The following is a 25,802-nucleotide window of genomic DNA, read 5'->3' on the forward strand; positions in this document are numbered from 1 at the left end:
TTGCGGCACCGCCGACTGGCATGGACGTATTTGAACCCCCTCATGTATCCCGCCTGTTTCCGCGAACCCCGACTTTTGCAACCGTGTATGTCGGGTTGCCCGGTGGATACACAACGATACGAAACTCGTCGAAATCACCGTGCACCATTACTGGCCGCGCGCTCGGCACTACCGCGCAGCTCCCCCAACGACGCGCCGTTCGGCCGCAGCCGCAGGCGCGGATCAAGCCGCTGCCACGGCAGATCGGCGGGGTCGGCGGCCATCGGGCCGGGCGCTTTCGCCACCAGATGGGCGGCGGCAATCGCGTCGAAGTCGGCGCGATAGTGAACCGAACTCTTGTTGACGAGAATCTTCATCCGTTCGGGTTCGATGCCGGCCGCGCGATAGAGATTGCGGTCGAAGATCTGCATCTTGACCGAGCTGACCGCAATCCTGACGCCGTCGATGCGCAGGCACGCCACCGGCCCGATATCGGTCCACATGCCGTTCATCATCGGCCCATCGAAGCGCACCCGCCCGTGGGAGAGGTGCTCGACCACGAAGCGCCCGGCGAGCGGCGCGTCCCCAGGCACGCCGGAGCCGCCCCCGAGTTCTAGCTTGATCGTCGCGCCGAGCCCCGCTTCGTGCGCCTTCGCCGCCGCTCGCGGATCCCAGATCAGGCCGACGGCGGCATCGCTCGCACCGTGACGCAGCAGCGCGCGCACGAGACCCATCGTGTTCGAATCGCCGCCCACGCCCGGGTTGTCCTGCGTATCGGCGATCACGACCGGTCCAGTCGCATGTTCGGCAAGCCGCATCGCTTCGCGCACGGCGGCGTCCGGGTCGAGGAAGCGCACTTCCCAGTCGCGCTCCTGCGCGACGATGGTCGAGGCCAGCGCATCGACGGCGGCGGTCACGGCGGCCTCGTCGAAGCCGTAGCCCCAGACCGCCGCGCCACATTCGGGGAAATCGGACGCCGGAAATCCTGGCGCGAACGACAGCGAGACGACGCCGTCGCGTTCCAGTGCCGCGAGACGATCGTACGTGCCGCGTGCCGGTTCGGCGAGCGTGCACATACCGTTGACTGGGATCAGGAACGGAATGCGGCGCACCGCGCGCTTGAGGCCACGCTCCGGCTCCGTTGCGAGGCGCATCAGGATTTGCGCGGCGCGAGCGCCGGTCTCGGCCATGTCGACATGGGGATAGGTGCGATACGCGACCATCGCATCCGCGTGCGTGAACATCTGCTCGGTCACGTTGGCGTGCAGATCGAGCGAGACCACCAGCGGGATTTCGCGGCCGACGATCGCCCGCACGCGCGCAAGCAGTTCGCCTTCGCCGTCGTCGAGATGCTCGGTGACCATCGCGCCGTGCAGGTCGAGATAGATGGCGTCGAAGCCGCCGCGCTGCACGGCCTCGAGGATTTCACGTGCGATGCGCTCATAGGCGTCTTCTGTCACGTGCGCGGAGGCGCTCGCGCCTGCCCAGATCACCGGCACGAGCGTATGGCCCGCCGCTTCCACCGCCTGAATGAAGCCGCCAGCGGGGACGTTCACGTCACGCAGCGCGAGCACGCCGGAGCCGCGCGCGAGCGGCGGAAAGCCCTCGCCCTGAACGAAGCTCTGCCAGCTTGCCTTGGTCGGGGCGAACGTGTTGGTTTCGTGCTGGAAGCCTGCGATGAGAATCTTCATTTCCCGTTACCTCGTTGATAAAGGATGGCTAATCGAATGGTTCCGTGGCGCGCCTTGAAAGCGCGGCACAAGGTCAGGGCTTCGTGGCAGCGAGCCGGAGCGGGAGGATCAGCAGCGCGGCAAGCAGCGACACGCCAGCCATTGCCAGCAGCGCAGGTTGCAGGCTGCCGGCCGCCGTCTTGATCCAGCCGATGGCCGCGGGCCCCCAGAAGCCGCCAGAAAGTCCGATGGTGTTGATGAGTGCGATGCCGCCCGCGGCGGCAGGCCCCTTGACGTACTCGGGCGGAATCGCCCAGAAGACCGTGTAGGCCATCCACAGCGCCATCGTCACGAGCGTGAGCAGCGTCAGCGTGAGCGCGAGATGATTGCCCGCGGCCGCGCAGGCGGCCAGCAGCAACGCGGCGGCGGCCGCAGGCGCCGCGCAATGCAGGCGCCGCTCGCCGAGCCGGTCCGAACGCGAGCCCATATAGAGCATGCCCACCGCCGCGGCAACGTACGGAATCGACGTGTACCAGCCGAGCGTGATCAGGTCGCTCACGCCCTGAGCCTTCAGGATGGCGGGCAGCCAGAAGCTGATCGCATAGATCGAGGCAATGATGCAGAAGTAGGCGAACGCCAGCACATAGACCTTGCGATCGCGCAGCACGTGTCGAAATGAAGTGCCATGAGCCTGCGCCACGCCGACTTCGGCTTCCAGCTGACGCTTGTCGGCGTCGCTGAGCCACGAGGCGTCGGCCGGGCGGTCAGGCAGATAGAGGAAGGTCGCGATGCCGAGCACGATGCACGGCAAGCCTTCGACGAGAAACATCCATTGCCAGCCGGCGAGCCCGGCCTTACCTGCGAGCGTGCTCATGATCGCCGCCGAAACCGGGCCGCCGACAATCCCGCCGATCGGCCCGGCCAGAAACACCATCGCAATCGCGCGCGCCATGCGCGACGGCCCGTACCAGCGTGACAGATAGAAGATCATGCCCGGCGCGAAGCCGGCCTCGAACACGCCGAGCAGGAAGCGCATCGCGTAGAACGCCGGCACGCTGCGCACGAACAGCATGCAGGCCGATGTGATGCCCCAAAGAACGAGAATGCGGCCGAAGGTCTTGCGCGCGCCAATGCGCGGCAGCAGCAGATTGCTCGGCAGCTCGAACAGCACATAGCCGACGAAGAAGATGCCAGCGCCCACACCGTAAGCGGCATCGGAGAAGCCGAGATCGGTCTGCATCTGCAGCTTCGCGAAGCCGACGTTCACGCGATCGAGGTAAGCAAACAGATAGCAGATCAGAAGAAACGGCAGCAAACGCGCGTTGATCTTGCTGTAGAGCGCCGAAGCGTCGCCGCTTCGCGCGGTGGGAAGAATGGCCGCCATGTCTGTCTCCGAATGTGTGTCGACCGGGGGCAGCGTTTTGGCGCCTGCTCTGGTCGCATGCAATAGATGTGATGCGCATCGTGCGCAACACCATCCTGACCAGGGCAATCCTTGCTAGCAATAGCAACAAAGTTCACATATCGTTCCTCCGAGGGCAACGAAGCTATAGGCAAACGGGGGTGCGATGCGCGAAATCAATCAGCAGCGGCTGCGCTATTTCCACGAGGTGCTCGGGCACGGCACGATTCGCGGCGCCGCAGACAGCCTCAACACGTCGCCCTCGGTGATCACGCGGCAGATCAAGCTGCTCGAAGACGAACTGGGCGTGCAGCTGTTCGAGCGGCAGGCGCGCGGCGTCCGGCCCACCGAGGCGGCGGCGCATCTGCTGGAGTTTTGGCGCGGCTATCGCGCGCAGCAGGAGAAGTTCGAGGATCAGCTGCACGCGTTGCGCGGCTTGCAGCAAGGCCGCGTCGATCTGGCCGTCAGCGAGGGTTACGTGGATGCGCTGATTGCCGAGGTCATCACGCCGTTCTGTGTGCAATACCCGAAGGTCGATATCGGCCTGACCGTGCTGCCGGTCGACGACGTGCTCGATGCAGTTGCGGAAAGCCGCGCGCATATCGGACTCGCGTTCAATCCGCCGCCGCATCCGCGCGTCGAATATCGCGCGAGTTCCGCGCAGCCCGTGGTGTTGCTGGTGCGCCGCGACCATCCGCTCGCGCGGCGCGGCAAGCCCGCCACGATCGACGATCTGCTCGCGTGGCCGCTGGCGTTGATGCCGAGCACGTTCGGCATCGGGCACCTCGCAACGATGCTCGCGTTCGTCGAACACGTTGAGATCCGCGCGACGCTCACCACCAATTCCCTGACGGCACTCAAGCGGTTTGTCGCCGATGAAAACTTCGCGACGCTGATCGGAGAATTCGCGGCCTCGCGCGAGATTCAGGCTGGCGAACTGGTGACCGTGCCGATCGACCACGCGCTATTTCTAGGCACGAAGGCGCGCGTGCTGGTGAAATCCGGGCGGCCGCTCGTCGCGGCCGCGCACGAACTGCTCGCGTGGATCTTGCAGCGCATGACGATGTTCGCGGCGACGCGCACAGGCGAATCGGGGTGATTCACTGCGACCGCGCGGAATAGGCCCCTACCTGCCGCCTGCGCACCACCATCAACGAACAGATCCCGATGGACGCCACGATATTCACGGCCGGATAAAACGCCACGGCCACACTCCATTTCGGCACCGCAAGAATCGCGAGCCCGTATTTAAGAACACATAGCGCAAAGTACAAAAGACTCTCACTCCACGGATCAAGAATGGTCTTGCGCACCGTCGGCCCGAGGCCGACGAGTTCGATCAGCGTGACAAGACAGATCGACAACGTCGGATCATTGGTGAGTATCCAGAGCGGAATAGCCGACAACGCCGCGACGAGGCAAAGCCAATCAAAAGCGGTCCGCTGCCGCTCGCCCCGAAAGACGCTCGCCACGAGAACGAAGAAGCAGGTGGCCGCGATCGCCGCCGTGGACCACGCCGAAGGGCCTGCACCGGCGACGAATTGCCCGACAGCCGCAATTGCCGTGACGACCGACCAGACCAGCCACGTGAACAGATGAGGACGTACGCTGCCGCGCCAGATCGCAAGTCCATAAGGCAGAAACGCGACCAGCGAAACGATCGCGCCCACGACGCCGAACAGTCGGGTCATGTCTGCTCGCGAATCATGTTCGGCATCTCAGTCGCCGGGCAGCCGATAAGCGAACTCGTACGAATGCGCGCCATCGACGATGTCGATCTTGAACTCGCCTTCAATGCCGCTCAGCTCGCCCGTGCCCGAATCGGGCACGACCGTCACCGCGAGCGACGCAACACCGCGATTCATCACGCCGATATGCTGCAGCACGAACGTGCCCTGCTTGCCCGCCAGCGTGCCCGTGACCTGTTCGAGCGCGACATAGCCGGCCGAGCCTTTGACGTTCGTCATCGCGCTCAGCATTTGCCCTTGGGTGGTCGCGGCGAGATCGCCGGAGATCTGCTTGTCGATCGACATGCGGCCTAGTTTCGATTCGGTCTCCGCGTTTTCGAACGGCATCGGTTGAAGGGAGACGATGAAAGTGCCTTTTGCGATGTGCTGAGTCATCGGGATTTCCTCCTGACTTGAACGGGCGATGGCGAAGCGGCGGAACGAAACGCAACGCAATGTGACGCTTATGAAACGTAGCACACGTCGCTGTCAGTTAGCCGCACGCGCAGCGCTGTCAGCCGTGCCGAACGCGTCAGCGAACTCCCGCTTCAACCATGCGAGCGCCGGGTCGTGATCGTGCGCCGCGGCCCACATCAACGAAACTTCGTAGCCCGGCACCTCGAATGGCAACGGACTGAGCGCGAGACCGAGCGTATCGCGCCACACGCGGCCGATGAACTCCGGAACGGTCGCGATCGCCGCCGTGCGTTGCACGATGAACGGACTGGTCGCGAAGTTCGAACTCGAAAATACGACCTCGCGCTTCAGTCCCTGCAACTCCAGTCGTTCGTCGATGAAGCCGCGAAGCTCGGCGCTGAACGAAGTCAGCACATGGCGGTGGCGCAGAAATTCGTCCATCGACAAATGCTTGCGACGCGTCCTGACGAGCTTCGGGTTGTACACGCTCACGAAGCGCCATGAAAACAGCGGCATGAGTCGCTGCCACGGCACGCACTCGCGAAACACGCCGACTGCGAGTTCGATCGCGCCGTCGTCGAGCATCGCGGCGGCGCGCGTCGAATCGGTGGAGCGCGCGATGAGCTTCACGCCGGGCGCCGCCACGGCGAGGCGCGCCATGATCTCCGGCATCAGCAGCAGTTCGAGTGAATCGCTGAGGCCGATGCGGAACACCCGCTGCGCGCGGGCCGGATCGAACACGGACGGCTGCGTGAGCGCCTGATGCAGCGATTGCAGGAATGGCTCGATCTGCCGCGCGAGTTCGAGCGCGCGCGGCGTCGGCGTCATGCCTTGGGGTGTGCGCACGAACAGCTCGTCGCCGAAGGTCTCGCGCAAGCGTTTCAGCGCGCCGCTGACCGCCGGTTGCCCAAGAAACAGCCGCTGCGCGGCACGCGTGACGCTGCGCTCTTCCAGCAACGCGCGGAAGGTCAGCAGCAGGTTCAGGTCGAAGCGCCGAAAATCATTTTCAATGATGTTGGCCATGACGTTAAACGATTTGAATGATGGGCCCGCACCGCGCATTCTACTGCCACGGGGTCTTCCGTTCACTCTCAGGAGCAATGAAATGAACTGGCAAAATCAGAAGGTCGTGGTGCTGGGCGGTTCGTCGGGTGTTGGGCTCGCGACGGTGAAGCGGCTCGCGGCGGCTGGCGCGAGCGTCGTCGCGGTGGGGCGCGACCGCGCCAAGCTGGACGATGCGCTGAGCGGCATCGATGGACAGGTGACGGGCGACGCGCTCGATTGCACCGATCGCGCGGCGCTCGAACGCTTCTTCGGCGGGCTCGGCCGGATCGATCATCTGGTGATGACGCTGTCGGGCGGCGAAGGCGCGGGGCCTTTTGCCGAGCTGGATCTGGCCGCGCTGCGGCGCGGCTTCGAGGCCAAGTTCTGGCCGCAGCTCGAAGCGGCGCAGCGCGCGCTGCCCACCCTGCGTCGCGACGGCAGCATCACGTTTCTGACCGCGATTTCGGCGCGCATCGCGAATCCGGGCACGGCCGGTCTGGGCGCGATCAACGGCGCGCTCGAAAGCATGATCGGCACGCTCGCGCGCGAGCTGGCGCCGCTGCGCGTGAACGCGGTGTCGCCGGGGGTGATCGATACGCCGTGGTGGGACAGATTCCCCGCGAACGTGAAAAGCGAGGTATTCCGGCAGCAAAGCGAAACGCTACCGGTGCGGCGCGTCGGCCAGGCCGACGATGTCGCTCACGCGCTGCAGTTTCTGCTGGAGAACACGTTTATGACGGGGGCGGTGATCGAGTGTGACGGGGGCTTGCGACTACTCTGACGCACGGGCGCGGGAATGTGCGCTCGGGCGTCCTACGCCCTGCGAACCCGAACCGGCAGACACATCGTCGCCGCAAAGCACAGCAAATGCAGCGCGGCTAGCAGCACGAACATCGGCAGAAATCGGCTGGGCTGTACATCCGAAGCACCATGCAGCGTCAACGCGATCGCCATCGAAAGCAGCGTCGTGGCGAACGGGCCGCCCACTCTCTGCGCGATGTTCAACGCCGTATTCGCGACCGCGAGCCGTTCTCTCGCGATCGACGAATACGCGGCCGAGATCGACGGCACGCTGATCGTTCCCTGACCGACGCCCGCAAGGAACAGACTGACAGCGGCCCATCCGGTGGAGAACGAAGCGATGCTCATCCACAGAAACACGAGCGTGCTCAGAAACGCCAGCAATGCGCCGCCCGCCGCGAGCGCGCGGCAACCGAGCCGCTCGGTCAACCAGCCGATCGGCGGGAACGAGCACATCATGCCGACGCCGGTCGCCGCGAGCAGGCCGCCCGCGTGCGCGGCCGACAGACCGCAGCCCGCGATCAGAAAAAGCGGCACTGCAAGCTGTCGTCCATACATGATCCCGTTCGCGGAGAACTGCGCGAGTGCCGCGACCGAGAACGTACGCCTTGCAAACATGCGCGCGTCGATCAGCGCGGCATCGCCTTTGCGCAACGCGTACAGCACGAAGCCGGCGAGAAACACGGCGCCCGCAAGCAGCCACGCGAGGCCCACCGCGCGCAACGCGTTCTGAAGTCCATAGACGAGTGCGACCAGCCCGGGGGAGATCAGCGCGAAGCCGGTGAAATCGAACGGCCGCTTCTGCGACGCAGGGGCATCGTGCGGCAGCAGCAACACCGCAATCGCAATGCCGACAGCGCCCACCGGCGCATTGATGAAGAACAGCCACGGCCAACTCGCGTGCGCGAGGACGAGCCCGGCCAGCACCGGGCCGAGAATCGGACCGAGCAGAATGGGCAGCGCGGTGAAGCCCATCACGCGCTCGAGGTTCCTGCCGGCCACTCGTCCGATCATCATCTGCGCCATCGGTACGAGCACACCGGCGACGAGGCCCTGGAAGATGCGCGCGCCGATCAGCTCGCCGATCGTCTGCGCCGCGCCGCACAGCATCGACGCTATCGTGAACGTCGAAAAGCAGAACAGGTACAGCCGCCTCGCGCCGATGCGGTCGACCAGCCAGCCGTTGAGCGGCAACATCAACGCCATCGCGAGCAGGTAGCCGCTGACGATCCACTGCGCGGTGGCGATCGACGCATCGAGCGTATGGCCGATCGTCGACAGCGACACGTTGACGAGCGTCGAGTCCATCTGCGACATGAACGAACCGATCGACACGACCGCCGCGACCTTCCACACGGTCGGATCGATCCGCTCGGAAGCGGACGCGCAGACGCGCTCGCGCATGCCGCTCATCGGTGCTCGCGTGTACAGATAAAGGTCTGGCGTTCGCTCAGGCTCATGTGCCGGCTCACGCTGCGTTACCGCTCGCGGTCGCCGCGGCCGCGGGCTGTACCTGCTCGAGATGGCGCAGCAGCTTCGTCACCATTACCACGACGACGAACGCGAGGACCACGAAGAACAGCGCGAGCGGCGTGAGCACCTGCACCGACACGAAGCCGGCCAGCCCCATCATCGCCGAGGACACCAGCAACAGCGCGCAGCCGAGAATCGCGCTCGTCAGCCCAGCGATGTGCGGAAACAGCGAGTTGCCCTTCGCCATCAGCGTCGGATACATCGCGCCGGCGCAGAAGCCCATCACGAGCACGGGTGTCGCGAGCGTCCACACGCGCAGACCGACCGTCAGCGCGAGCAGCAGCATCACAACCGAAGCGGCCGCCATCAGCCGCGCGCCGATGCGCAATCGCTGCTCGGCGCTCGGCAGACGCGGACCGTGCAGCCGATTCGACAGACCGCCAAGGAAGTACATCATGCCGATGCCGAGCGCGAGATAGCCGAAGAAGGTCGGCGGTTTGTGCAGCGTGGTCTGCACCATGAACGGCCCGACGATGTTGAACACGAGCAGGATGCTGTAGCACAGGCCCTGCGCGAGGAAACAGCTTTGGAACACGGGGCTCGCGAGCACCTTGCGCGCGTTTGCGGTCAGCGTGCGCGGTTCGAGATGCACGGGCTTGGGCAAAGTCTCGCGATAGCGCCACAACAGCGCCCACATCACCAGCGAATAGATCAGCAGGAACACGAGGCACGCGCGCCAGCCGAACGCCGTCTGCAGATGCGCGCCAATCACCGGCGCGACGATCGGCGCGAGCCCCCACGCGATCGACATGTAGGTGAACGCATGCAGCAACGCCTGACCCGCGAACGAATCGGTGATGATCGCCTTCGCGAGCAGGTTCGTGCTCGCGATGCCGAAGCCCTGCAACGCACGGGCGAGGATGAACGTCTCGAGATTCGGCGCCGCGAGCGACAGCAGGCAGCCGACCGTGTAGACCGTCAGGCCGAACGCGAGCACGCGCTTGCGGCCATACGCGTCGGCGATCGGACCGAAGATCAGCTGGCCGAACGCGTAGGCGGCCATGTAGCCGGTGACGCTGGTCTGGATCGCTTGCGGGGAGGTGCCGAAGTAGTGCGCCATCGCGGGCAGCGCGGGCACGTAGATGTCGATGGCGAGCTGTCCGGCGGATGCGAACAGGCAGATCAGGAACAACAGGAAGCGCGGCGAGTTCGGGGCGGAGTCGGCGGAGGCGGGTTGGTCGGCAGTAGCGTGGCTCATGGGTGCATCGAAAGGGAACACTGGCGGCGCGGGCATCGGCGCGTTCGGATATCGAACGGAAAAGACGCGGTGTCCGGCATTATCGCCGGGTATTGTGCCCGTGGTATCGCAGGAAGTGGGATATTCCCTGGCGGGGGTGTGGGATGGCGCGGCCGACCGGCGCGCTATCCCGCCGCAACGACGCTCATCTCGCGCAATCTTCGATCGACCGCAGCAACGCTCCCTGGTCCGTCGGGTCCTGGAAGAATGCGACGAAGCTCGCGTGTTCGTCGTTTGCGATGCGGCCGGAGCAGTCCTTGCCTTTGAGCGGAGGGCGAGGCGCCGTCCAGATCATCGCCATCACGGCGAAGGCCAGCACGACGCCTGCAAAGACGAACCCGAGCAGCACCGACCTGGCGTCGTCCGACATTGCGCCCAGTCGAAGGGAAGCGTCTTGGGGCTCGCAACTTCTAGTTGAAGATGAGTTCATGCCGATGGCCCGATAGTCAGCGTTGAAAAACCAGCGCCACCATCTTCCATCTGCACGTAAGATTGGAAAAGTTGAGTTTACTGATCGCGCGATTCAGCTTTTCTGACCATGCCATTCCGACTCCGATGAGAGAAATCAGTCTCGACCGCCTGCGCACCCTCGTTGTCGTCGCCGACCTCGGCTCTTTTGCCGAGGCCGCCCGCGTTCTGCATCTCGCGCCACCCACGGTCAGTCTGCATATCGCGGATCTCGAAAGCCGCGTCGGCGCGCCGCTGCTGTCGCGCAAACGCGGCCAGGTGCGGGCATCGGCGATCGGGGAGACGCTGGTGGCGTATGCGCGTCAATTGCTGGCTGATGCCGAGCAGGCGTTGGAAGACGTGCGGCGACAGGTGGAAGGGCTCGGCGGACGGGTTCGGCTCGGCGCTTCCACCGCGGCCATCGCGAATCTGCTGCCGCAGGCGTTGGAACGGCTGGCCGACGAACATCCCGGCATCGACGTGCAAATTGCCGTATTGACTTCGCAGGAAACGCTGACGCGACTCGCGGACGAGTCGCTCGACGTCGGCATCGTGGCGCTGCCGCAAGCGCCGATACGCGGGCTATCGATCGAAAAATGGCGCCGCGATCCGGTGGTCGCATTCATGCCGGCCGGGTGGACGTGCCCGGCTCGCATCACGCCGCAATGGATCGCCGCGAAGCCGCTGATCCTGAACGACGCCACCACGCGGCTTTCCCGTTTGACGACGGAATGGTTCAGCGCGGCGGGGCAGCATCCCACGCCGCGCATTCAGCTCAACTACTCGGATGCGATCAAGAGCCTCGTGGCAGCGGGATACGGCGCCGCGCTGCTGCCGCAGGAAGCTGGTCGCTCAACGGCCGACGCACGCATCGTCACCCGTCCGCTACGCCCGGCGTTATGGCGGCAGTTGGGCCTGGCCTTCCGCGCAGGTACGGTGGAGCGTCCGACTCAGTATGTGCTCGACGTATTGCGGAGTTTGCGCTTGAGCTAGCGAACAAGACTACGCGGCCGCGGCCTTGCGTCTGTCCTGTTCCTCGCGATAAAGCGCGTACTCTTCCGCCATCGCTTTGGCAACGGTTGGCCTACGCGCGGTGCGTTCATAGTACTGCTGCACGGATGGCCATTGCGCGAGCTCGACGCCACCATAGCGCGCCCAGTTCAACACGGTGACCAGATAAGCATCCGCGACGGAAAACCGCTCCAGCAAAAACTCGCGTCCATGCAGATGCTGCTCCAGCACGTTCAATCGCAACGCCACTTTCTTGTGGGTATAGCTAAGAACGTCGGCGGCCGCGTCCGGATCGAGCAGCGGCACGAATACTCCCTTATGCAGTTCCGTGCTGATGAAGCCAAGCCACTCCTGCAATTTCGCGCGTTCCGCCGTGCCGGGCAGCGGCGCGAGCGCGGCTGCCGGAAAGGCGTCGGCCACATAAGGCAGGATCGCGCTGTTTTCGCGCAGCAGCCAACCGTCGCTGGTGCGAAGCACGGGGACCTGGCCTAACGGATTGATCGGATAGAAATCGGAGCCGTCGCGCAGCCGCTTGGATTTCGTGTCGACTTCGATAAAGCGCGCAGCGGCGCCCGCCTCGTAAAGCGAAATGCGCGTGGCGAGCGAACACGCGAGCGGCGAAAAATAAAGCTCCATGCTGATGTCTCCGGTTGTCGGTGAAGATGTTTTTTGTACTATAGTGAACAAAAATAGATCACGCCAGAGAATTTTATGCATACCGGTACAAAAACTGAGAAACGCTCGCGCGGACGACCGCGTAGCTACGATTCGCAACAGGCCCTGAACGATGCGCGCGACGCGTTCTGGTATGGCGGCTACTCGGGCACGTCGCTCGACGCGTTGAGCGAGGCGACCGGCATGAACCGGCCGAGCCTGTACGGCGCTTTCGGCGACAAGCACGCGCTGTATCTCGACACGCTCGATCGCTACATCGCGTTTGGCCGCGATGCGATGCAAGCCGCGCTGCATGGTGACCTGCCGCTCTCCGAGGCGTTGCTGGCCGTGTACGAAGGCGCGCTCGCGCTCTACTTTCCGCAAGGCGAGGTGGCGCGCGGATGCTTTCTGATCGGCACGGCGGCGGTGGAGTCGAGAGCGGATGCGCAAGTACGTGACAAGCTCGCGCACGGTCTCGCCACGTTCGATGCCGAGTTCGAGCGACGGTTCGAACGCGCGCATGCGCAAGGCGAACTCGATGCGGCCGCGAGTCCCGCGCTGCTCGCCAAAGTCGCATCGGCGATTCTGCATACTCTCGCGCTGCGCTCGCGCGCGGGCGACTCGCGCGAATCGCTGCGCGCGACGGCGCAGGCTGGCGTCGCGCTGATCTGCGGGGCGCCGGGCAAGAAGCCAGGCAAACCATCGAGCAAAATGCCGGGCATAAAGCCAGGCAAACCGCCGGGCAAACCGCGGCACAGGCCTAAAAACTGAAGCGCCGCGACCGCGCACCGCCTAGCGGTTGATGAACCGCTGAAACTGCGCCGGATAGCGCTCGCCCGCCACCTTGATCTGCTCGAGCGCCGCTTCGATGTCGGCGAGATCCGCCGGCGTCAGCACGACACTGGCGGCGCCGAGGTTCTCCGCGAGGCGCGGCAGCTTCGTCGTGCCCGGAATCGGCACGATCCATGGCTTTTGCGCGAGCAGCCACGCTAGCGCGATTTGCGCGCGCGTCGTGCCTTTGCCGTCCGCGATCCGGCCGAGCACGTCGACGAGCGCTGCATTCGCCTTGCGGTTCTCTTCCGAGAAGCGCGGCGCGATATTGCGGAAATCGCTCTTGTCGAAGGTCGTGCGTTCGTCGATCGCACCGGTCAGAAAGCCCTTGCCGAGCGGGCTGAACGGCACGAAGCCGATACCGAGTTCTTCTAGCGTCGGCAGCACGCTGGCTTCGGGCTCGCGCCACCACAGCGAATACTCGCTTTGCAACGCCGCGACCGGCTGCACCGCGTGCGCGCGGCGGATCGACTCCACGCCCGCTTCGGACAGGCCGAAGTGCCCGACCTTGCCCGCGGCGATCAGATCTTTCACCGCACCGGCGACGTCCTCGATCGGCACGTTCGGATCGACGCGATGCTGATAGAACAGATCGATGCGGTCGGTTTTCAGACGCTTCAACGCAGCCTCGGCGACAGCGCGAATGGTTTCGGGCCGGCTGTTGAGCGGCTTTTTCGTGTCGCCGTCCTGAAAGCCGAATTTGGTCGCGATCACCACCTGATCGCGAAACGGCGCGACCGCTTCGCCGACCAGCTCTTCGTTCACAAACGGACCATAGACCTCGGCGGTATCGAAGAACGTGACGCCTTGCTCGAAGGCCGCGCGGATCAGTTCGATGCCCGCCGCTTTTTCGGTGGCCGGGCCGTAGCCGAAGCTCAGGCCCATGCAGCCGAGGCCGAGCGCGGATACTTCGAGGCCGCTTTTACCGAGTTGACGTGTTTGCATACGACGCTCCAGTTGATGCGCCCGGCCCCGGCTGCTGCCGGGGTCACGACGCTTTGAATACGACACGAGCCACGCGAGCCGTGGCATTGGAAGCGAGTTTAGGTTGCTGTGTGCGGCTCAACAATCTCTCTATACTTGCATGAGGTATTAAATCGAATTCACAAATGACGAATTCCCGACTACCGCGCGCGGGCCTTGCCGAACTGACCGCCTTCATCACGATCGCCGAGCAGCGCAGCTTCAGCGCGGCCGCGCGCGTGCTCGGACTTTCGCCGTCGGCGTTGAGTCACGCGATGCGCAACATGGAGTCGCGCCTCGACGTGCGGCTCTTCAATCGCACCACGCGTTCGGTCGCGTTGACGGAAGCTGGCGAGCAATTGCTACGGCGCGTGCGTCCGGCGCTAGCGGATCTCGACGACGCGGTCGGGGAAGTCACGGCCGCGCGCAACCGGCCGTCGGGCACGATCCGCATCAGCGCTTCGGAGGCGTCCGCGAAACAGCTCGTGCAACACGTGCTGCCGGATTTCTTTGCGCGCTATCCGGAGATTCACGTCGAGTTCGTGGTCGATTCGAGGCTCGTCGATATCGTCGCCGAAGGATTCGATGCGGGCATCCGCGTGCTCGAGGACGTGCCGCGCGACATGATCGCGGTTCGCTTCGGGCGCGACATGCGTCTGGTGGCGGTCGCGTCGCCCGAGTATCTCGCGCGTCATCCCGCGCCCAAGGCGCCGCACGATCTGATGCGCCACCGTTGCATTCGCTTTCGCTTTGAAAGCGGCACGCTGTATCGCTGGGACCTCACGCATCGCGGCAAGAGCGCGAGCATCGACGTGGACGGGCCGATGACGCTCGGCAATGTGAACCTGATGGTCGAAGCGGCGCTGGCCGGCATCGGCATCGCCTGGGTGCCGCTCGACCATGTGGCGGAACATGTCGCGAGCGGGCGGCTCGTGCAGTTGCTGGCGGAGTGGAGCCCGACCTTCGCGGGCTTGTGCCTGTACTACCCGGCCAACCGTCATCCGCCGGCCGCGCTGCGTTTGTTCGCCGACGCCGTGCGCGCTTGGGGCGAGCGGCAGTTGAGCGATGAGCGGGACAAGGACCCGCGACCTCCCGTGAAGCGAGCCGATGCCCGAAATCAGAAGCCCGAAACAAACTGAAACATGCACGTTAAGCGCTTTAGGGAATAAGACGGCAAACTTGGGCGTTTGCCTGATACCGGTAGCGTCGATTTCAAACCTCTTTCGCGGCATTCATCGCCTTCGTGAACGGAACTCCCTATGAACACCCGAGCGAACTCCCTGGCCGGTTCGACCGATGCGACTTGCCCGCCGCGTTACACGCGTACCGCGATGACATTGCACTGGCTGATCGCGTTGCTGATGATCGTCAACGTCGTGCTGGCTCTGTCCGCTGATTCGCTGCCCGACGACTGGGTGCGTCCGGTGATCGACACGCACAAATCGATCGGCATCACGGTGCTCGGGCTCGCGGTGCTGCGCATCCTGTGGCGCGTGTCGCACAAGCCGCCGCCGTTGCCGCGCGAGTTTCCGTCGTGGGAAAAGATGGCCGCCCATCTCGCGCACTTCGCGCTGTATTTGCTGATGATTGCGTTGCCGCTGTCCGGCTGGCTGCACGATTCGGCGTGGAAGGACGCGGCCACGCATCCGATGCAGTGGTTCGGCCTGTTCCAATGGCCGCGCATCGGCTACGTGATGCACCTCGACCCGGCATTGAAAGAGACATTGCACGATCGCTTCGGCGCGCTGCATACGTGGCTCGGCTATACGCTTTATGCGTTGCTGGCGATGCATATCGGCGGCGCGCTCAAGCATGAATGGCTCGATCGTAAATCGGTGTTGAAGCGCATGAAGCCGTGAAGCCGCGGCACGAACACGGTTTCAACAACCAACGGCCAACAGCCCCAACCTGACATATTCGCTTTGAAGAAGACCCTCGAACAGGCACTCGCAGCCGCGTCGCCACGCATCCTGCCGCGTCGCGCGACGCTATGGAGCACGCTGATCCATTCCAGCGTCGTCGTGCTGTGGGCGCTGCTGTTCGCGCGGGCGTTCTTTCTGCGCGGTGCGCTTGCGTGGTCGACCGGTATTGCATATGTCATCTATGACACGTTGCTGCTCGCGTTCGTCACGTGGAAATCGTTGCCGCTCACGCGCCGCACGGCGCCGCTCGAAGCCGACTACGAACGGCGCGAACTGCCGGGCATGGGTGTGATCGTCGCGTCGCATAACGAGGCGGCCGTGTTGCCGGTCACGCTCGCCGCTCTGCTGCGGCAAACGCACGGCCCAGCGCAGATCGTGATCGCCGACGACGGCTCCACCGACGCCACCGCCGACCTGCTCACGCAACGCTTCGGCCTCACGCCCGCCGCCGAAGGCGTGCTGAGCGCGCCAAGTTCGCTGCATCCGAATCTGTTCTGGCTGCGCGTGCCGCACGGCGGCAAGGCGCGCGCGCTGAACGCCGCGATCACCGTGATGACGACCGATACCGTGATGACCGTCGACGCCGACACGCTGCTCGACGACGACGCAACCTATGCGATGCGCGCCGCGTTCGCGAGCGAACCATCGCTCGTCGCGGCGGCGGGCATTCTCGTGCCGGTCTGCGGCAAGTCGCTGTCGGGCCGCGTGTTCCAGTGGTTCCAGACCTACGAGTACATGCGCAACTTCATCGCGCGATTCGCGTGGATGCGTGCGGACAGCCTGCTGCTGATCTCGGGCGCATTCGCGTCGTTCCGCCGCGATGCGCTTGTCGCGGTCGGCGGCTTCGATCCGCAGTGCCTGGTCGAGGACTACGAGCTGATTCACCGGCTGCGCCGCTATTCGATCGATCACGAGCTCGGCTGGGACGTGCGCGTGGTCGGCGAAGCGCACGCGCGCACCGATGCGCCCGACACCCTCGCAAGCTTTCTGCGTCAGCGCCGCCGCTGGTTCGCGGGCTTCCTGCAGACTCAGTACTGGAACCGCGACATGACCGGCAATCCGCGCTACGGCACGCTGGGCATGCTGATGCTGCCGATCAAGGCGATCGATACGATGCAGCCGATCTACGGCCTCACGGCATTCGCATTGCTACTCGGTTTTCTATTCGGCGGACACGGCGCGATCGTCGTGTCGATCTTTAGCGTGATCGGTCTGAAAACGGCGATCGACCTGGCGTTTTATCTGTGGAGCATCCATCTGTACCGGCGCTGGACCGGCGAGCGCAGCGGCAACAGCCTCGGCATGGCGATGCTCGCGGCCGTCGCCGAGCCGTTCACGTTTCAGCTCGCGCGTCATCTGGGCGCCGCGCTCGGCTGGCTGCAGTTTTTGCGCGGCGGCCGCGCATGGGGCGTGCAACGGCGCACCGGACTGGTCGCAGGCGACGAGGATTGAGCAAGTCGATGGACAGCTCATAACCCAGGTCAATGTTTCTGTAGGGAGGGTGTGGTAAAGGTAGATTCTTCACGCCGATGCCGCTGATGCGCAACGTGTGCTGCGACGCATCGCGCATGCCCGCGACAGTGCCATGCGGCGGCCGCATCAAGTAGACTGGTGAAGATGCCGCACTGCCATGCAGCGCGGCAACCTTCTATCCGCTCGTGCACGGAGGCTTGACCTATGCATGCAGTTCCCCCGCTAGAACAGGAACAGGAAATCGCCGGCGCCGCGCTTGCCGCCGCGCCTGCTCAAGCCACTCACGACGCGCCGGTGCGTGATCTGCGCCGCGTCGCCATTCATCCCGATTACTGGTACCCGCTCGCGTGGTCGCATGAAGTGAAGCGCGGCAAGACGCTCGGCGTGACCTTCGCCGGCGATCCGATCGTGCTCGCGCGCACCGAGAGCGGCAAGGTGTTCGCGCTCGAAGACCGTTGTGCGCATCGGCAAGTGCCGCTGCATCAGGGCGTGGTCGACGGTGAATCGATTCGCTGCGGCTATCACGGCTGGACCTACGACTGCTCGGGCACCTGCATCGACGTGCCGTACCTCGGCCGCGAGCGTTTGCCGAACGGCGTGCGCTCTTATCCGTGTCAGGAAGTGGAGGGACTGATCTTCGTGTTTCCCGGCGATGCCGCGCTCGCCGACGAACGGCCGCTGCCGGACTTTCGTTCGGTGTCGGACCCGAAGTACAAGACGCGCCGCTTCGGCCGTCCGGTCAAGTGTCATTATTCGTTCATGCACGAGAACTTGATGGACATGAATCACCAGTTCCTGCATCGACGCCAGATGGGGCAGATGCGCGCGCGTTCGCTCGGGCGGCGGCGCGGTGAGGGCTGGGTCGAGATCGACTATACGTTCGCGCGGATGGCGGGCCAGCAGCCGATTGGCGAGGCGATGGTGTTCGGCGAGCGGCGCAAGACCGGTGGCTTCAACCACAAAGACGTGATGACGATCCGCACCGAATACCCGTACCAGACCCTGCAGATCCGCAACAACGACAAGACGCTGGTGATGGACCTGTGGATCGTCTATGTGCCGCTCGATCGCGAGCAGCGCACCAACCGGACCTTCGGGCTGCTGTCGATCCGCAAACCCGGCATTCCGGGCGTGATGAATCTTGCATGGCCGCTGCTGGTGTGGTTCACCGAGCGCATTTTCAAGGAGGATCGCGAGATCGTCGAGGCGGAGCAGCGCGCCCACGATTCGCAGGGAGCCGACTGGAATCACGAGGTATTCCCGGTCATCAACGACCTGCGCGCGCTGTTGCGCGAGTGCGGCGCGCCGGACAAGGTGGTCGGCGCGGGCACTGGCGATACCTCGGTGATCCGCTTCTGGGATTCGCGTCACGGCAATCCGCTCGCGAAGACCTGAGCGCAGCGCGGCGCGCTGCGGGTGTGTTCACCGGCGCCGCGCAAGCGGTCCCGCCACGGCTTTCTCCCTCGCTGGGAATTAATCCATCTCCGCACGGTAGACAATGCGCGGCGCGCAAGCGGCGATAATGTCGCACGGTACCGTTATTGCTCGCGAGTTTGCGCCAATCGACATTCGTCGCGTCTGCACCCGTGTACCATTGCGCTTTTTTCGAACTTCAAGACTCGCTCGTGACCACGCAACAATCCCCCACCGCCTCGCGTAAATCCCTCACTCTGCTGCAACTGCTTGGCCTGATCGGCGCCGCGGGCCTGATCGCGTCGTACGCGCTGAACCTGCTGTTACAGGCGCACTGAAGCAGCGCCCGCGTCGCGCGGGCAGCCTTTCGCCGGCGCGCGTCGCCGGCTTTCTCGAGATTCCGATTGCCATGTACAAGAAGGGCGTAGCCGTAGAAATCCAGTTTTCCCCCGAGCGGCTCAACGACGGCGCCGGCGATCCGTACTGGATCGATCTGACGCACGACGAAGCGCAGCGCCTGCTCGACAGTCTGCAGGCGCGGCTCGCGGGAACCGGTAGCGGCACGGTCGCGCCGCTCGTCGTGAGCCTCGATGCGACGGCGCGCACGACCGCGGCGGATGCCGCCGCGCTCGACACGCCCGATGCGCCGTCGGCCGCGAACGCCGCCGCGGCCGTCGAGTTCAAGCAATGGGTCTGCGTGATCTGCGGCTGGGTCTACGACGAAGCCGCCGGCGTGCCGGAAGAGGGCATCGCGCCGGGCACGCGCTGGGCCGATGTGCCGGCCGACTGGCGCTGCCCGCTGTGCGATGTGGGCAAGGACGATTTTGCGCTGGTGGAGTTTTAAGGGTTCCCTTCCGGATAATCCGCGCCCTCGGTCGTCGCTCGCCAGGTGTCGAAATCGCCGCGCATGAAATCGAGCTTCTTGTACGCGAGATCGAGCGCGGCCTTGCCGAGCAGCAAACGCAGCGGCGGCGCGTCCGACAACGCCGCATCGATGATCGCCTGCGCGGCGCGTACCGGGTCGCCGGCCTGCTTGCCGCTGCGCGCTTCGGTCTGCTTGCGGCGCTCGCCGGCGGTCGACGCGTAGTCGTCGATCAGCGTCGCCGACTGCTTGATCGACGGCCCCGCCCAGTTGGTGCGGAACGGCCCCGGCTCGACGATCAGCACGCCGATGCCGAGCGGCTTCACTTCCAGCGCCAGCGACTCCGACAGCCCTTCGACCGCGTACTTGGTCGCATGATAAAAGCCGGTCGCCGCGAAACTCGTAATGCCGCCGATCGACGACACGTTGACGATCAAACCGCTGCGCTGCTCGCGCATGATCGGCAGCACGGCCTTCGTGATGTCGATGAGACCGAACACGTTGGTCTCGAACATCGCGCGCACTTCGCTGTCGTCGCCTTCCTCGATTGCGGCCAGATAACCGTAGCCCGCGTTGTTGACGAGCGCGTCGATGCGGCCGAAATGGCGTTTCGCCTGCGCGACCACGGTTTCGATCTGCGCGCGATTGGTCACATCGAGCGGCAGCACCAGCGCGCGCTCGCCGTGCCCCTCTGCGATGTCCTTCACTTTCGCTGCATCGCGCGCGGTGACGACCGCGCGCCAGCCACGTTCGAGCACGAGCTTCGCGAGCTCGCGGCCGAAACCGGTGGAACAGCCTGTGATCAGCCAGACGGGATTGTCTCGATTCATCATGTGGAACACTCCTGTTGAGGGTCTATGACGTGAAGACTCGAAAACGGCGCGCCGATGCGGCGCGAACGCGCGGCGCGTCGGTAATCGGTATGCGGGTGATGTCAGCTTGCAGCGTGCCCGGTTCGCGCGGCGGATGATTCGGGCGGTAGCCCCGCGCGAGCGCGCGTGCTGCTGCGCGGATTCGCCGGGCGATGAGGCGGGGCGCCGCCGTGACTGCTATGACTGCGAGGACCGCGTGGGGCTAGTGTGACGTTTCAATTGTAGTCGCAGCGCAGCGGCTTCGCTTTGCAGCGCGCCGACGAACGCGTCCGCGAGCGGATGCGCGGGCCGGTGCTCGGGACGGATGACGCTGACGCGAAACGGCAGCGATAACGCGAGCGGCCGGATATGCAGATTGCGGCCCGCGAAATCGAGAGCGGTCAGCGGATTGACGATCGCGATGCCGAGCCCCTGCCGCACGAAGCTGCACACGGACACCGCGGTCGGTGTTTCGAACAACAGGCGGCGCGCGATGCCAGCCCGCGCGAACGCTTCGTCGATCTGCAGCCGGTAGGGATCGTTGGCGGACAGGCTGATGAACGCCTGATCCGCGCAGTCTTTCAACGCGATCACGCGTTTAGCGAGCAGCGGGTGAGCGTCGGGCAGCACGCATACTTCATCGACGGCGATCAGCGGCGTGAGCCGCGTGCCGGGCGGCGGCGCGTCGTGCTCGGTGAGGCCGAGGTCGTAGCGCTGCGCGGTCAGCCATTCTTCGAGAAACGGCGACTCCTGCGTCGCGATCGAAACGCTGACACCCGGCTGGGCATCGTGAAAGCGTTTGACGGCGCCCGGCAGAATCGAATGCGAAAACACCGGCAGCGCGATCACGGACAGCTGGCCGCCCTTGAATTCGCGCAGCGCGGCCGCCGTCGACGCGACGCGCTCCAGCCCGACATACGCGCGCTGAATCTCGTCGAACAGCGTCAGCGCGGATTGCGTTGGGCGCAACCGGCCCTGCACGCGTTCGAACAACGCGAAGCCGATGCTCTGTTCCATGCGGGCGAGTTCGCGGCTCACGGTGGGCTGCGACGTGAACAGCATCTCGGCTGCCTTGGTGACGCTGCCGGCCGTCATCAGCGCGCGGAAGATTTCGATGTGCCGGTGCGTGAGCGCCATGTGGGTTTGGGATATATCAGAAGTGAATAGATCAGCGATAGATTGGTATTTTACTGAATGATCGCCGCGGCTCATCATCTCGGCTACCGCTTTCACAAAGCTTCGACATGCAACCGACCATGACGCCATTCAACCCCCATCAACTCGCCGGGCTCGCGCGCCAGCACGGCACGCCGCTATGGGTGTACGACGCCGACACGATCCGCCAGCGCATCGCGCAGTTGCGCAGCTTCGACACGATCCGCTACGCGCAGAAGGCCTGTTCGAACGTGCACATCCTGAAGCTGATGCGCGACGAAGGCGTGATGGTCGATGCAGTCTCTGTAGGCGAACTGGCGCGCAGTTTTGCGGCGGGGTTTGCGGCTCAACCTGCGTCGCACGACGCACCCGAAGGCGTGGTATTCACCGCCGACGTGCTCGACCATGCGACGCTGGCCACCGTGCTCGACGAGCGGATCACGGTCAACGCCGGCTCGCTCGACATGCTCGACCGGCTCGGACGGCATGCGAGCGAAGGCCATCGCGTGTGGCTGCGGATCAACCCAGGCTTCGGTCACGGCCATAGCAGCAAGACCAACACTGGCGGCGAGCACAGCAAGCACGGCATCTGGCGCGACGACCTGCCACGCGCGCTCGAACTGGTGCGGCGCTATCGGCTGAAGCTCGTCGGGCTGCACATGCATATCGGCTCCGGTGTCGACTACGCGCATCTCGCGAAAGTCTGCGACGCGATGGTCGATGCAGTGTCTGAACTCGATGAGGATATCGAGGCGATTTCCGCGGGCGGTGGTTTGTCGGTGCCGTATCGCGACGGCGAGCCGAGCGTCGATACCGCGCATTACTTCCGGCTGTGGGACGATGCGCGGCGGCGCATCGAAGCGCGCGTCGGGCATCGTGTGCGGCTCGAAATCGAACCTGGGCGCTTTCTGGTCGCGCGGGCAGGGGTGCTGGTCGCCGAAGTGCACGCGCTGAACCGGCGGCCGTCGCGGCAATTCGCGCTGCTCGACGCGGGCTTCAACGACCTCGTACGGCCATCGTTCTACGGCAGCCATCACGAGATCAGCGTGCTTAGGCGCGACGGCACGCCGAGCGATGCGCCGGTCGACTGGTTGAGCGTGGCGGGGCCGTTGTGCGAGGCCGGCGACGTGTTTACGCAGGCGGAAGGCGGAGTCGTGACGAGCCGCTCGATGCCCGCGCCTCAAGTAGGCGACCTGCTCGTGTTTCACGATGCGGGCGCGTACGGCGCGTCGATGTCATCGAACTACAACAGCCGGCCGCTTGCTCCCGAGGTGCTGATCGAGCGCGGCAATGCGCGGCTGATCCGGCGCAGGCAGCGCATCGAAGAATTGATCGCGCTCGAAGAAACGGCGGGTTGAACTTCAAAGCTCAACGCGCCCGCACCGTGCGCGTGTACGACGCGATCATCGTCGCGAACTCCTGCGCGGCTGGCGTCAGCGGAATCGCCGCGCGTTGCAGCAGACACACGTTCTGCTGCAACGCGCGCTCGCGCACCGGGATCGTCGTCAGCATGTCCGCGAACGGCCCGCGCTTCGTGATGACCGACGATTCGAGCGACAGGCAATCCGTCGCGCCTACCAGATGCAACGTCTCGTATAAGCCCTCGACGGTCGCGACGATCTTCGGCGGTGGCAAACCGTGGCTGTCGAACAGATGGCTCAAGCGGTTGACGTGCGGCTCCTCGGTCAGATTCGGCGAGCGCGTCGTCACCCACGTGCAATCGACGAGCTCGGCGAGCGACTTCGCGCCCGCCTTCGGATGACCACGCCGGCACACGATCACCGGGTCGGACGGATAGAGCGGCGTGACCGACAGATCGGCGGTATCGGTCTGCTTCGAAACGAGCGCGACCGCGAAATCCAACGTGCCTTCGCGGATCCACGAAATCATCATGCGCGACGTGCCCGTGCGCAGATGCACGGCGACGCGCTCGAAGCGCGCACGAAATTCCATCAGCACCGGCGCGAACGCGTCGACGAGCGGCTCGGTCGTCATGCCGAACGTCACCTCGCCCACGTAGTCGCCGCGCAACTGACGCACGTCCTCCTCGGCCCGCTCGCATTCACCGAGGATCGCGCCGGCCCGCTGCAGCAGCCGCTGGCCTAGCGTGGTCAGCGCAATGCCGCGATTGGTGCGCGTGAACAGCGTTGCGCCGAGCATCGATTCGAGATTCTGCAACTGCTGCGTGATGCCGCTTTGGGCGATGCCGAGCGCGCGCGACGCCGCGCGGATGCTGCCATGCTCGGCGACCGCCGTGAACGCGCGCAACTGCGAAATCGTCAATGCCATGGCGTCAGGGTCGGGTGATCGGTAAAAGTGATCATGATAGTCCGAACGAGACTTCTTTGAGGCGCGGCGGCAGCTTACGATCGCGCTGTCCTGATCCGCTCCCCGTCGCCTTCCATGAAAACTCTGCTGATGACTCTTTGCGCCGCGCTGGCTTTCAGCAGCGGCGCGTTCGCCGCTGACGCCAACACATTGCGCCTCGGCATCGACCCGACCTATCCGCCGATGGACTCGAAGGCACCCGACGGCAGCCTGAAGGGCTTCGACGTCGATCTCGGCAACGAGATTTGCCGGCGCATCCACGCGCATTGCCAGTGGGTCGAACTCGAGTTTTCGGGCATGATCCCGGCGCTGCAGGCACGCAAGATCGACGCGGTGCTGTCGTCGATGGCGATCACCGAGAAGCGCGAGCAGCAGATTTTGTTTTCGTCGAAGCTGTTCCAGTTCAAGTCGCGGCTGATCGCGCGGCAAGGCTCAGCGCTCGCGCCTACGGCGAGCGGACTTGCCGGCAAGCAGATCGGCGTGCAGTCGGGCACGCAGTTCGAGGGCTACGCGCTGAAGAACTGGACGCCGCTCGGCGCGAACGTGGTCGCCTACAAGAGCCAGGACGAGGTGTTCGCCGATCTGCGCAACGGGCGGCTCGACGGTGCGTTGCTCGGCACCGTCGAGGCCGATTACGGCTTCCTGCGCACGCCCGCGGGCAAGGGCTTCGCGTTTGTCGGCGAGCCGCTTTCGATGGGCGATCGCGGCGTCGGCATCGGCTTGCGCAAAGACGAAACCGGGGTGCAGGCATCGATCAACGCGGCGATCGCGTCGATGCGCGAGGACGGCACCTATGCGCGGATTGCGAAGAAGTACTTCGACTTCGATCCGTACGGCAACTGATCCGGATTTCCAACTCATCTTCACAGCTTTCCATTCATGAACAGGCAATCGATTCCGCTTCTGTCGCCGGCTATCGGCACGCACCGCGAGCTGGTGTCGTTTCATTTCGGCCCGGCCAATAGCGCGCAGAAGATCTACATCCAGGCGTCGCTGCATGCCGACGAAACACCGTCGATGCTGACCACGGTGCTGCTGAAACGGCGTTTGCTGGAGCTCGAACAGGCCGGCGCGCTGAATGCGGAAATCGTGCTCGTGCCGGTGTCGAATCCGGTCGGGCTCAGTCAATACGTGCTCGGTCAGTTCGTCGGCCGCTTCGATCTCGGCAGCGGCAAGAACTTCAACCGGCATTTCGTGCAGTTCACGAAGCTCGTCGAGAATGCAAAGGAGGTGCTGGGTACCGACGCGAACGAGAACCGCCGCATCGTGCGCGCACTGCTCGCGGCCGAACTTGCGCGACAGAAGCCGCTGACCGAATTCGACTCGCTGCAACTGGCGCTGCTGAAGCTGTCGTGCGACGCGGACGTCGTGATCGATCTGCATTGCTCGCTCGAAGCGGCGATGCATGTGTACACGAGCGAGGCAGCGTGGGCCGAGTTCGAGCCGCTGTCGCGCTACCTCGGCGCCGAGGCTTCGTTGCTCGCGACGGATTCGGGCGGCGGCGCGTTCGACGAAACGCATAGCCTACTGTGGTGGACGTTGCAGCAGCAGATGCCGGCGAGTAAGCCGGTGCCGACCGGGTCGATCGCGGTGACGGTCGAATGCCGCGGCCAGCGCGACGTGTCGTACGAAATCGCGCAGCAGGATGCCGACGCGCTCGTCGACTATCTGGTGTGGCGCGGTGCGATTCGCGGTGAGGCCAAGCCGTTGCCGCCGCTGTTGTCGCCGGCGACGCCGCTCGCGGGCAGCGAGCAGTTCTATGCGCCGGTAAGCGGGATTCTCGTGCACCGCGCGAAGATCGGCGACACGATCCGCGTCGGCCAGCCGCTGTTCGATATCGTCGATCCGCTGACCGACGAGACGACCACGATCGCGAGCCATACCGAAGGGGTGCTGTATATGCGGCGCGCGATCCGTTTCGTGACGGCCGGTGCGCCGCTCGGTCGCGTGACCGGCACGCGGCCGATCAGAACGGGTGTGTTGCTGGGCGCCTGATCGTTTGACGGAGGCGCGCGCCTCGTCGCACCGCCTACGCGCGGGCGGCAAGAGCTACGACGCATCGCGTGCCGCTATGCCGGCCTC

The 25,802-nt window shown here is 64.9% G+C and carries 26 protein-coding genes; 13 read left to right on the forward strand and 13 right to left on the reverse strand.

The window, feature by feature from the left end:
- Window positions 1-134: 134 nt before the first annotated feature.
- On the reverse strand, window positions 135-1,670 hold the full coding sequence (locus tag VSR82_RS06655) for a M81 family metallopeptidase (RefSeq protein WP_429456258.1): 1,536 nt from the start codon (window positions 1,668-1,670) through the stop codon (window positions 135-137).
- 73 nt (window positions 1,671-1,743) lie between these two features.
- Window positions 1,744-3,033, reverse strand: a complete 1,290-nt coding sequence (locus VSR82_RS06660; protein WP_498857531.1) for an MFS transporter — start codon at window positions 3,031-3,033, stop codon at window positions 1,744-1,746.
- A 184-nt stretch (window positions 3,034-3,217) separates the two neighbouring features.
- On the opposite strand from VSR82_RS06660, the gene VSR82_RS06665 reads away from it, so the two are divergent.
- Window positions 3,218-4,150, forward strand: a complete 933-nt coding sequence (locus tag VSR82_RS06665; protein WP_429456254.1) for a LysR family transcriptional regulator — start codon at window positions 3,218-3,220, stop codon at window positions 4,148-4,150.
- Window position 4,151: 1 nt separating this feature from the next.
- On the opposite strand, the gene VSR82_RS06670 is transcribed toward VSR82_RS06665, so the two are convergent.
- The 3 genes from VSR82_RS06670 to VSR82_RS06680 form a co-directional block, all read right to left on the reverse strand.
- The gene (locus tag VSR82_RS06670) at window positions 4,152-4,742 is read right to left on the reverse strand and encodes a hypothetical protein (RefSeq protein ID WP_429456252.1); all 591 of its coding nucleotides are present in this window, start codon (window positions 4,740-4,742) and stop codon (window positions 4,152-4,154) included.
- 27 nt (window positions 4,743-4,769) lie between these two features.
- Entirely contained in the window at window positions 4,770-5,174 is a 405-nt protein-coding gene (locus VSR82_RS06675) for a DUF3224 domain-containing protein (RefSeq protein WP_429456250.1), read from the reverse strand.
- Between the two features lie 93 nt (window positions 5,175-5,267).
- The gene (locus VSR82_RS06680; protein ID WP_410848698.1) at window positions 5,268-6,218 is read right to left on the reverse strand and encodes a LysR family transcriptional regulator; all 951 of its coding nucleotides are present in this window, start codon (window positions 6,216-6,218) and stop codon (window positions 5,268-5,270) included.
- 82 nt (window positions 6,219-6,300) lie between these two features.
- Here VSR82_RS06680 and VSR82_RS06685 point away from each other — a divergent pair, with 82 nt between their 5' ends.
- Window positions 6,301-7,020 carry an SDR family oxidoreductase gene (locus VSR82_RS06685; protein ID WP_429456248.1) on the forward strand — a complete coding sequence of 240 codons (720 nt, stop codon included), beginning with the start codon at window positions 6,301-6,303 and terminating at the stop codon, window positions 7,018-7,020.
- 32 nt (window positions 7,021-7,052) lie between these two features.
- Here VSR82_RS06685 and VSR82_RS06690 read toward each other — a convergent pair whose 3' ends face one another.
- The 3 genes from VSR82_RS06690 to VSR82_RS06700 form a co-directional block, all read right to left on the reverse strand.
- Entirely contained in the window at window positions 7,053-8,453 is a 1,401-nt protein-coding gene (locus VSR82_RS06690) for a DHA2 family efflux MFS transporter permease subunit (protein WP_429456246.1), read from the reverse strand.
- A 55-nt stretch (window positions 8,454-8,508) separates the two neighbouring features.
- Window positions 8,509-9,771: a multidrug effflux MFS transporter gene (locus tag VSR82_RS06695; RefSeq protein WP_410848695.1), complete on the reverse strand. Its 1,263-nt coding sequence runs from the start codon at window positions 9,769-9,771 to the stop codon at window positions 8,509-8,511.
- A 184-nt stretch (window positions 9,772-9,955) separates the two neighbouring features.
- Window positions 9,956-10,180, reverse strand: a complete 225-nt coding sequence (locus tag VSR82_RS06700) for a hypothetical protein (protein ID WP_429456243.1) — start codon at window positions 10,178-10,180, stop codon at window positions 9,956-9,958.
- 185 nt (window positions 10,181-10,365) lie between these two features.
- Between VSR82_RS06700 and VSR82_RS06705 the strand changes: the two genes are divergently transcribed.
- Window positions 10,366-11,250, forward strand: a complete 885-nt coding sequence (locus VSR82_RS06705; protein ID WP_429456241.1) for a LysR family transcriptional regulator — start codon at window positions 10,366-10,368, stop codon at window positions 11,248-11,250.
- Between the two features lie 9 nt (window positions 11,251-11,259).
- On the opposite strand, the gene VSR82_RS06710 is transcribed toward VSR82_RS06705, so the two are convergent.
- Complete coding sequence (locus tag VSR82_RS06710; RefSeq protein ID WP_429456239.1) at window positions 11,260-11,904, reverse strand: glutathione binding-like protein; 645 nt, start codon at window positions 11,902-11,904, stop codon at window positions 11,260-11,262.
- A gap of 75 nt (window positions 11,905-11,979) precedes the next feature.
- Between VSR82_RS06710 and VSR82_RS06715 the strand changes: the two genes are divergently transcribed.
- Window positions 11,980-12,693, forward strand: coding sequence for a TetR/AcrR family transcriptional regulator (locus VSR82_RS06715; protein ID WP_429456237.1), 714 nt, complete (start codon window positions 11,980-11,982; stop codon window positions 12,691-12,693).
- A gap of 21 nt (window positions 12,694-12,714) precedes the next feature.
- On the opposite strand, the gene VSR82_RS06720 is transcribed toward VSR82_RS06715, so the two are convergent.
- The gene (locus VSR82_RS06720) at window positions 12,715-13,698 is read right to left on the reverse strand and encodes an aldo/keto reductase (RefSeq protein WP_498857532.1); all 984 of its coding nucleotides are present in this window, start codon (window positions 13,696-13,698) and stop codon (window positions 12,715-12,717) included.
- Between the two features lie 164 nt (window positions 13,699-13,862).
- Between VSR82_RS06720 and VSR82_RS06725 the strand changes: the two genes are divergently transcribed.
- The 6 genes from VSR82_RS06725 (at window position 13,863) to VSR82_RS06750 (ending at window position 19,368) form a co-directional block, all read left to right on the forward strand.
- Window positions 13,863-14,855 (forward strand): LysR family transcriptional regulator, encoded by a 993-nt coding sequence (locus VSR82_RS06725; RefSeq protein WP_429456233.1) that lies wholly within the window; start codon window positions 13,863-13,865, stop codon window positions 14,853-14,855.
- Window positions 14,856-14,975: 120 nt separating this feature from the next.
- A complete protein-coding gene (locus VSR82_RS06730) occupies window positions 14,976-15,575 on the forward strand; it encodes a cytochrome b (protein ID WP_429456231.1) in 600 nt (199 codons plus the stop codon).
- Between the two features lie 63 nt (window positions 15,576-15,638).
- Entirely contained in the window at window positions 15,639-17,090 is a 1,452-nt protein-coding gene (locus VSR82_RS06735) for a glycosyltransferase family 2 protein (RefSeq protein WP_429456229.1), read from the forward strand.
- A gap of 225 nt (window positions 17,091-17,315) precedes the next feature.
- On the forward strand, window positions 17,316-18,506 hold the full coding sequence (locus VSR82_RS06740; protein WP_368583396.1) for a Rieske 2Fe-2S domain-containing protein: 1,191 nt from the start codon (window positions 17,316-17,318) through the stop codon (window positions 18,504-18,506).
- Between the two features lie 230 nt (window positions 18,507-18,736).
- Window positions 18,737-18,862: a hypothetical protein gene (locus tag VSR82_RS06745; protein WP_368583395.1), complete on the forward strand. Its 126-nt coding sequence runs from the start codon at window positions 18,737-18,739 to the stop codon at window positions 18,860-18,862.
- Window positions 18,863-18,933: 71 nt separating this feature from the next.
- Entirely contained in the window at window positions 18,934-19,368 is a 435-nt protein-coding gene (locus VSR82_RS06750; RefSeq protein ID WP_429456226.1) for a rubredoxin, read from the forward strand.
- Here the strand turns inward: VSR82_RS06750 and VSR82_RS06755 are convergent.
- Both VSR82_RS06755 and VSR82_RS06760 read right to left on the reverse strand, forming a co-directional pair.
- A complete protein-coding gene (locus VSR82_RS06755) occupies window positions 19,365-20,219 on the reverse strand; it encodes an oxidoreductase (protein ID WP_410848686.1) in 855 nt (284 codons plus the stop codon). The genes VSR82_RS06750 and VSR82_RS06755 overlap by 4 nt on opposite strands.
- Window positions 20,220-20,435: 216 nt before the next feature.
- On the reverse strand, window positions 20,436-21,374 hold the full coding sequence (locus tag VSR82_RS06760; RefSeq protein ID WP_429456223.1) for a LysR family transcriptional regulator: 939 nt from the start codon (window positions 21,372-21,374) through the stop codon (window positions 20,436-20,438).
- A gap of 119 nt (window positions 21,375-21,493) precedes the next feature.
- On the opposite strand from VSR82_RS06760, the gene lysA reads away from it, so the two are divergent.
- On the forward strand, window positions 21,494-22,750 hold the full coding sequence (gene lysA, locus VSR82_RS06765; protein ID WP_498857533.1) for a diaminopimelate decarboxylase: 1,257 nt from the start codon (window positions 21,494-21,496) through the stop codon (window positions 22,748-22,750).
- Between the two features lie 10 nt (window positions 22,751-22,760).
- Here lysA and VSR82_RS06770 read toward each other — a convergent pair whose 3' ends face one another.
- Window positions 22,761-23,681 (reverse strand): LysR substrate-binding domain-containing protein, encoded by a 921-nt coding sequence (locus VSR82_RS06770; protein WP_498857534.1) that lies wholly within the window; start codon window positions 23,679-23,681, stop codon window positions 22,761-22,763.
- Window positions 23,682-23,795: 114 nt separating this feature from the next.
- Here VSR82_RS06770 and VSR82_RS06775 point away from each other — a divergent pair, with 114 nt between their 5' ends.
- A complete protein-coding gene (locus VSR82_RS06775; protein WP_429456217.1) occupies window positions 23,796-24,563 on the forward strand; it encodes a transporter substrate-binding domain-containing protein in 768 nt (255 codons plus the stop codon).
- Window positions 24,564-24,599: 36 nt separating this feature from the next.
- Complete coding sequence (locus VSR82_RS06780) at window positions 24,600-25,715, forward strand: succinylglutamate desuccinylase/aspartoacylase family protein (protein WP_368583388.1); 1,116 nt, start codon at window positions 24,600-24,602, stop codon at window positions 25,713-25,715.
- The last annotated feature ends 87 nt before the right edge of the window (window positions 25,716-25,802 follow it).

This window comes from Burkholderia sp. JPY481 (assembly GCF_038900515.1).
GTDB lineage: Bacteria > Pseudomonadota > Gammaproteobacteria > Burkholderiales > Burkholderiaceae > Paraburkholderia > Paraburkholderia youngii.

What these genes read in the sequence shown, in the direction of transcription:
- VSR82_RS06680 (WP_410848698.1), bottom strand. Translation starts at nt 6,218, where the DNA reads ATGGCCAACATCATTGAAAATGATTTTCGGCGCTTCGACCTGAACCTG.
- VSR82_RS06775 (WP_429456217.1), top strand. Translation starts at nt 23,796, where the DNA reads ATGAAAACTCTGCTGATGACTCTTTGCGCCGCGCTGGCTTTCAGCAGC.
- VSR82_RS06695 (WP_410848695.1), bottom strand. Translation starts at nt 9,771, where the DNA reads ATGAGCCACGCTACTGCCGACCAACCCGCCTCCGCCGACTCCGCCCCG.
- VSR82_RS06770 (WP_498857534.1), bottom strand. Translation starts at nt 23,681, where the DNA reads ATGGCATTGACGATTTCGCAGTTGCGCGCGTTCACGGCGGTCGCCGAG.
- VSR82_RS06675 (WP_429456250.1), bottom strand. Translation starts at nt 5,174, where the DNA reads ATGACTCAGCACATCGCAAAAGGCACTTTCATCGTCTCCCTTCAACCG.
- VSR82_RS06715 (WP_429456237.1), top strand. Translation starts at nt 11,980, where the DNA reads ATGCATACCGGTACAAAAACTGAGAAACGCTCGCGCGGACGACCGCGT.
- VSR82_RS06705 (WP_429456241.1), top strand. Translation starts at nt 10,366, where the DNA reads ATGAGAGAAATCAGTCTCGACCGCCTGCGCACCCTCGTTGTCGTCGCC.
- VSR82_RS06725 (WP_429456233.1), top strand. Translation starts at nt 13,863, where the DNA reads ATGACGAATTCCCGACTACCGCGCGCGGGCCTTGCCGAACTGACCGCC.
- VSR82_RS06685 (WP_429456248.1), top strand. Translation starts at nt 6,301, where the DNA reads ATGAACTGGCAAAATCAGAAGGTCGTGGTGCTGGGCGGTTCGTCGGGT.
- VSR82_RS06700 (WP_429456243.1), bottom strand. Translation starts at nt 10,180, where the DNA reads ATGTCGGACGACGCCAGGTCGGTGCTGCTCGGGTTCGTCTTTGCAGGC.
- VSR82_RS06655 (WP_429456258.1), bottom strand. Translation starts at nt 1,670, where the DNA reads ATGAAGATTCTCATCGCAGGCTTCCAGCACGAAACCAACACGTTCGCC.
- VSR82_RS06740 (WP_368583396.1), top strand. Translation starts at nt 17,316, where the DNA reads ATGCATGCAGTTCCCCCGCTAGAACAGGAACAGGAAATCGCCGGCGCC.
- VSR82_RS06750 (WP_429456226.1), top strand. Translation starts at nt 18,934, where the DNA reads ATGTACAAGAAGGGCGTAGCCGTAGAAATCCAGTTTTCCCCCGAGCGG.
- VSR82_RS06720 (WP_498857532.1), bottom strand. Translation starts at nt 13,698, where the DNA reads ATGCAAACACGTCAACTCGGTAAAAGCGGCCTCGAAGTATCCGCGCTC.
- VSR82_RS06710 (WP_429456239.1), bottom strand. Translation starts at nt 11,904, where the DNA reads ATGGAGCTTTATTTTTCGCCGCTCGCGTGTTCGCTCGCCACGCGCATT.
- VSR82_RS06730 (WP_429456231.1), top strand. Translation starts at nt 14,976, where the DNA reads ATGAACACCCGAGCGAACTCCCTGGCCGGTTCGACCGATGCGACTTGC.
- VSR82_RS06760 (WP_429456223.1), bottom strand. Translation starts at nt 21,374, where the DNA reads ATGGCGCTCACGCACCGGCACATCGAAATCTTCCGCGCGCTGATGACG.
- lysA (WP_498857533.1), top strand. Translation starts at nt 21,494, where the DNA reads ATGACGCCATTCAACCCCCATCAACTCGCCGGGCTCGCGCGCCAGCAC.
- VSR82_RS06755 (WP_410848686.1), bottom strand. Translation starts at nt 20,219, where the DNA reads ATGATGAATCGAGACAATCCCGTCTGGCTGATCACAGGCTGTTCCACC.
- VSR82_RS06665 (WP_429456254.1), top strand. Translation starts at nt 3,218, where the DNA reads ATGCGCGAAATCAATCAGCAGCGGCTGCGCTATTTCCACGAGGTGCTC.
- VSR82_RS06670 (WP_429456252.1), bottom strand. Translation starts at nt 4,742, where the DNA reads ATGACCCGACTGTTCGGCGTCGTGGGCGCGATCGTTTCGCTGGTCGCG.
- VSR82_RS06780 (WP_368583388.1), top strand. Translation starts at nt 24,600, where the DNA reads ATGAACAGGCAATCGATTCCGCTTCTGTCGCCGGCTATCGGCACGCAC.
- VSR82_RS06660 (WP_498857531.1), bottom strand. Translation starts at nt 3,033, where the DNA reads ATGGCGGCCATTCTTCCCACCGCGCGAAGCGGCGACGCTTCGGCGCTC.
- VSR82_RS06690 (WP_429456246.1), bottom strand. Translation starts at nt 8,453, where the DNA reads ATGAGCGGCATGCGCGAGCGCGTCTGCGCGTCCGCTTCCGAGCGGATC.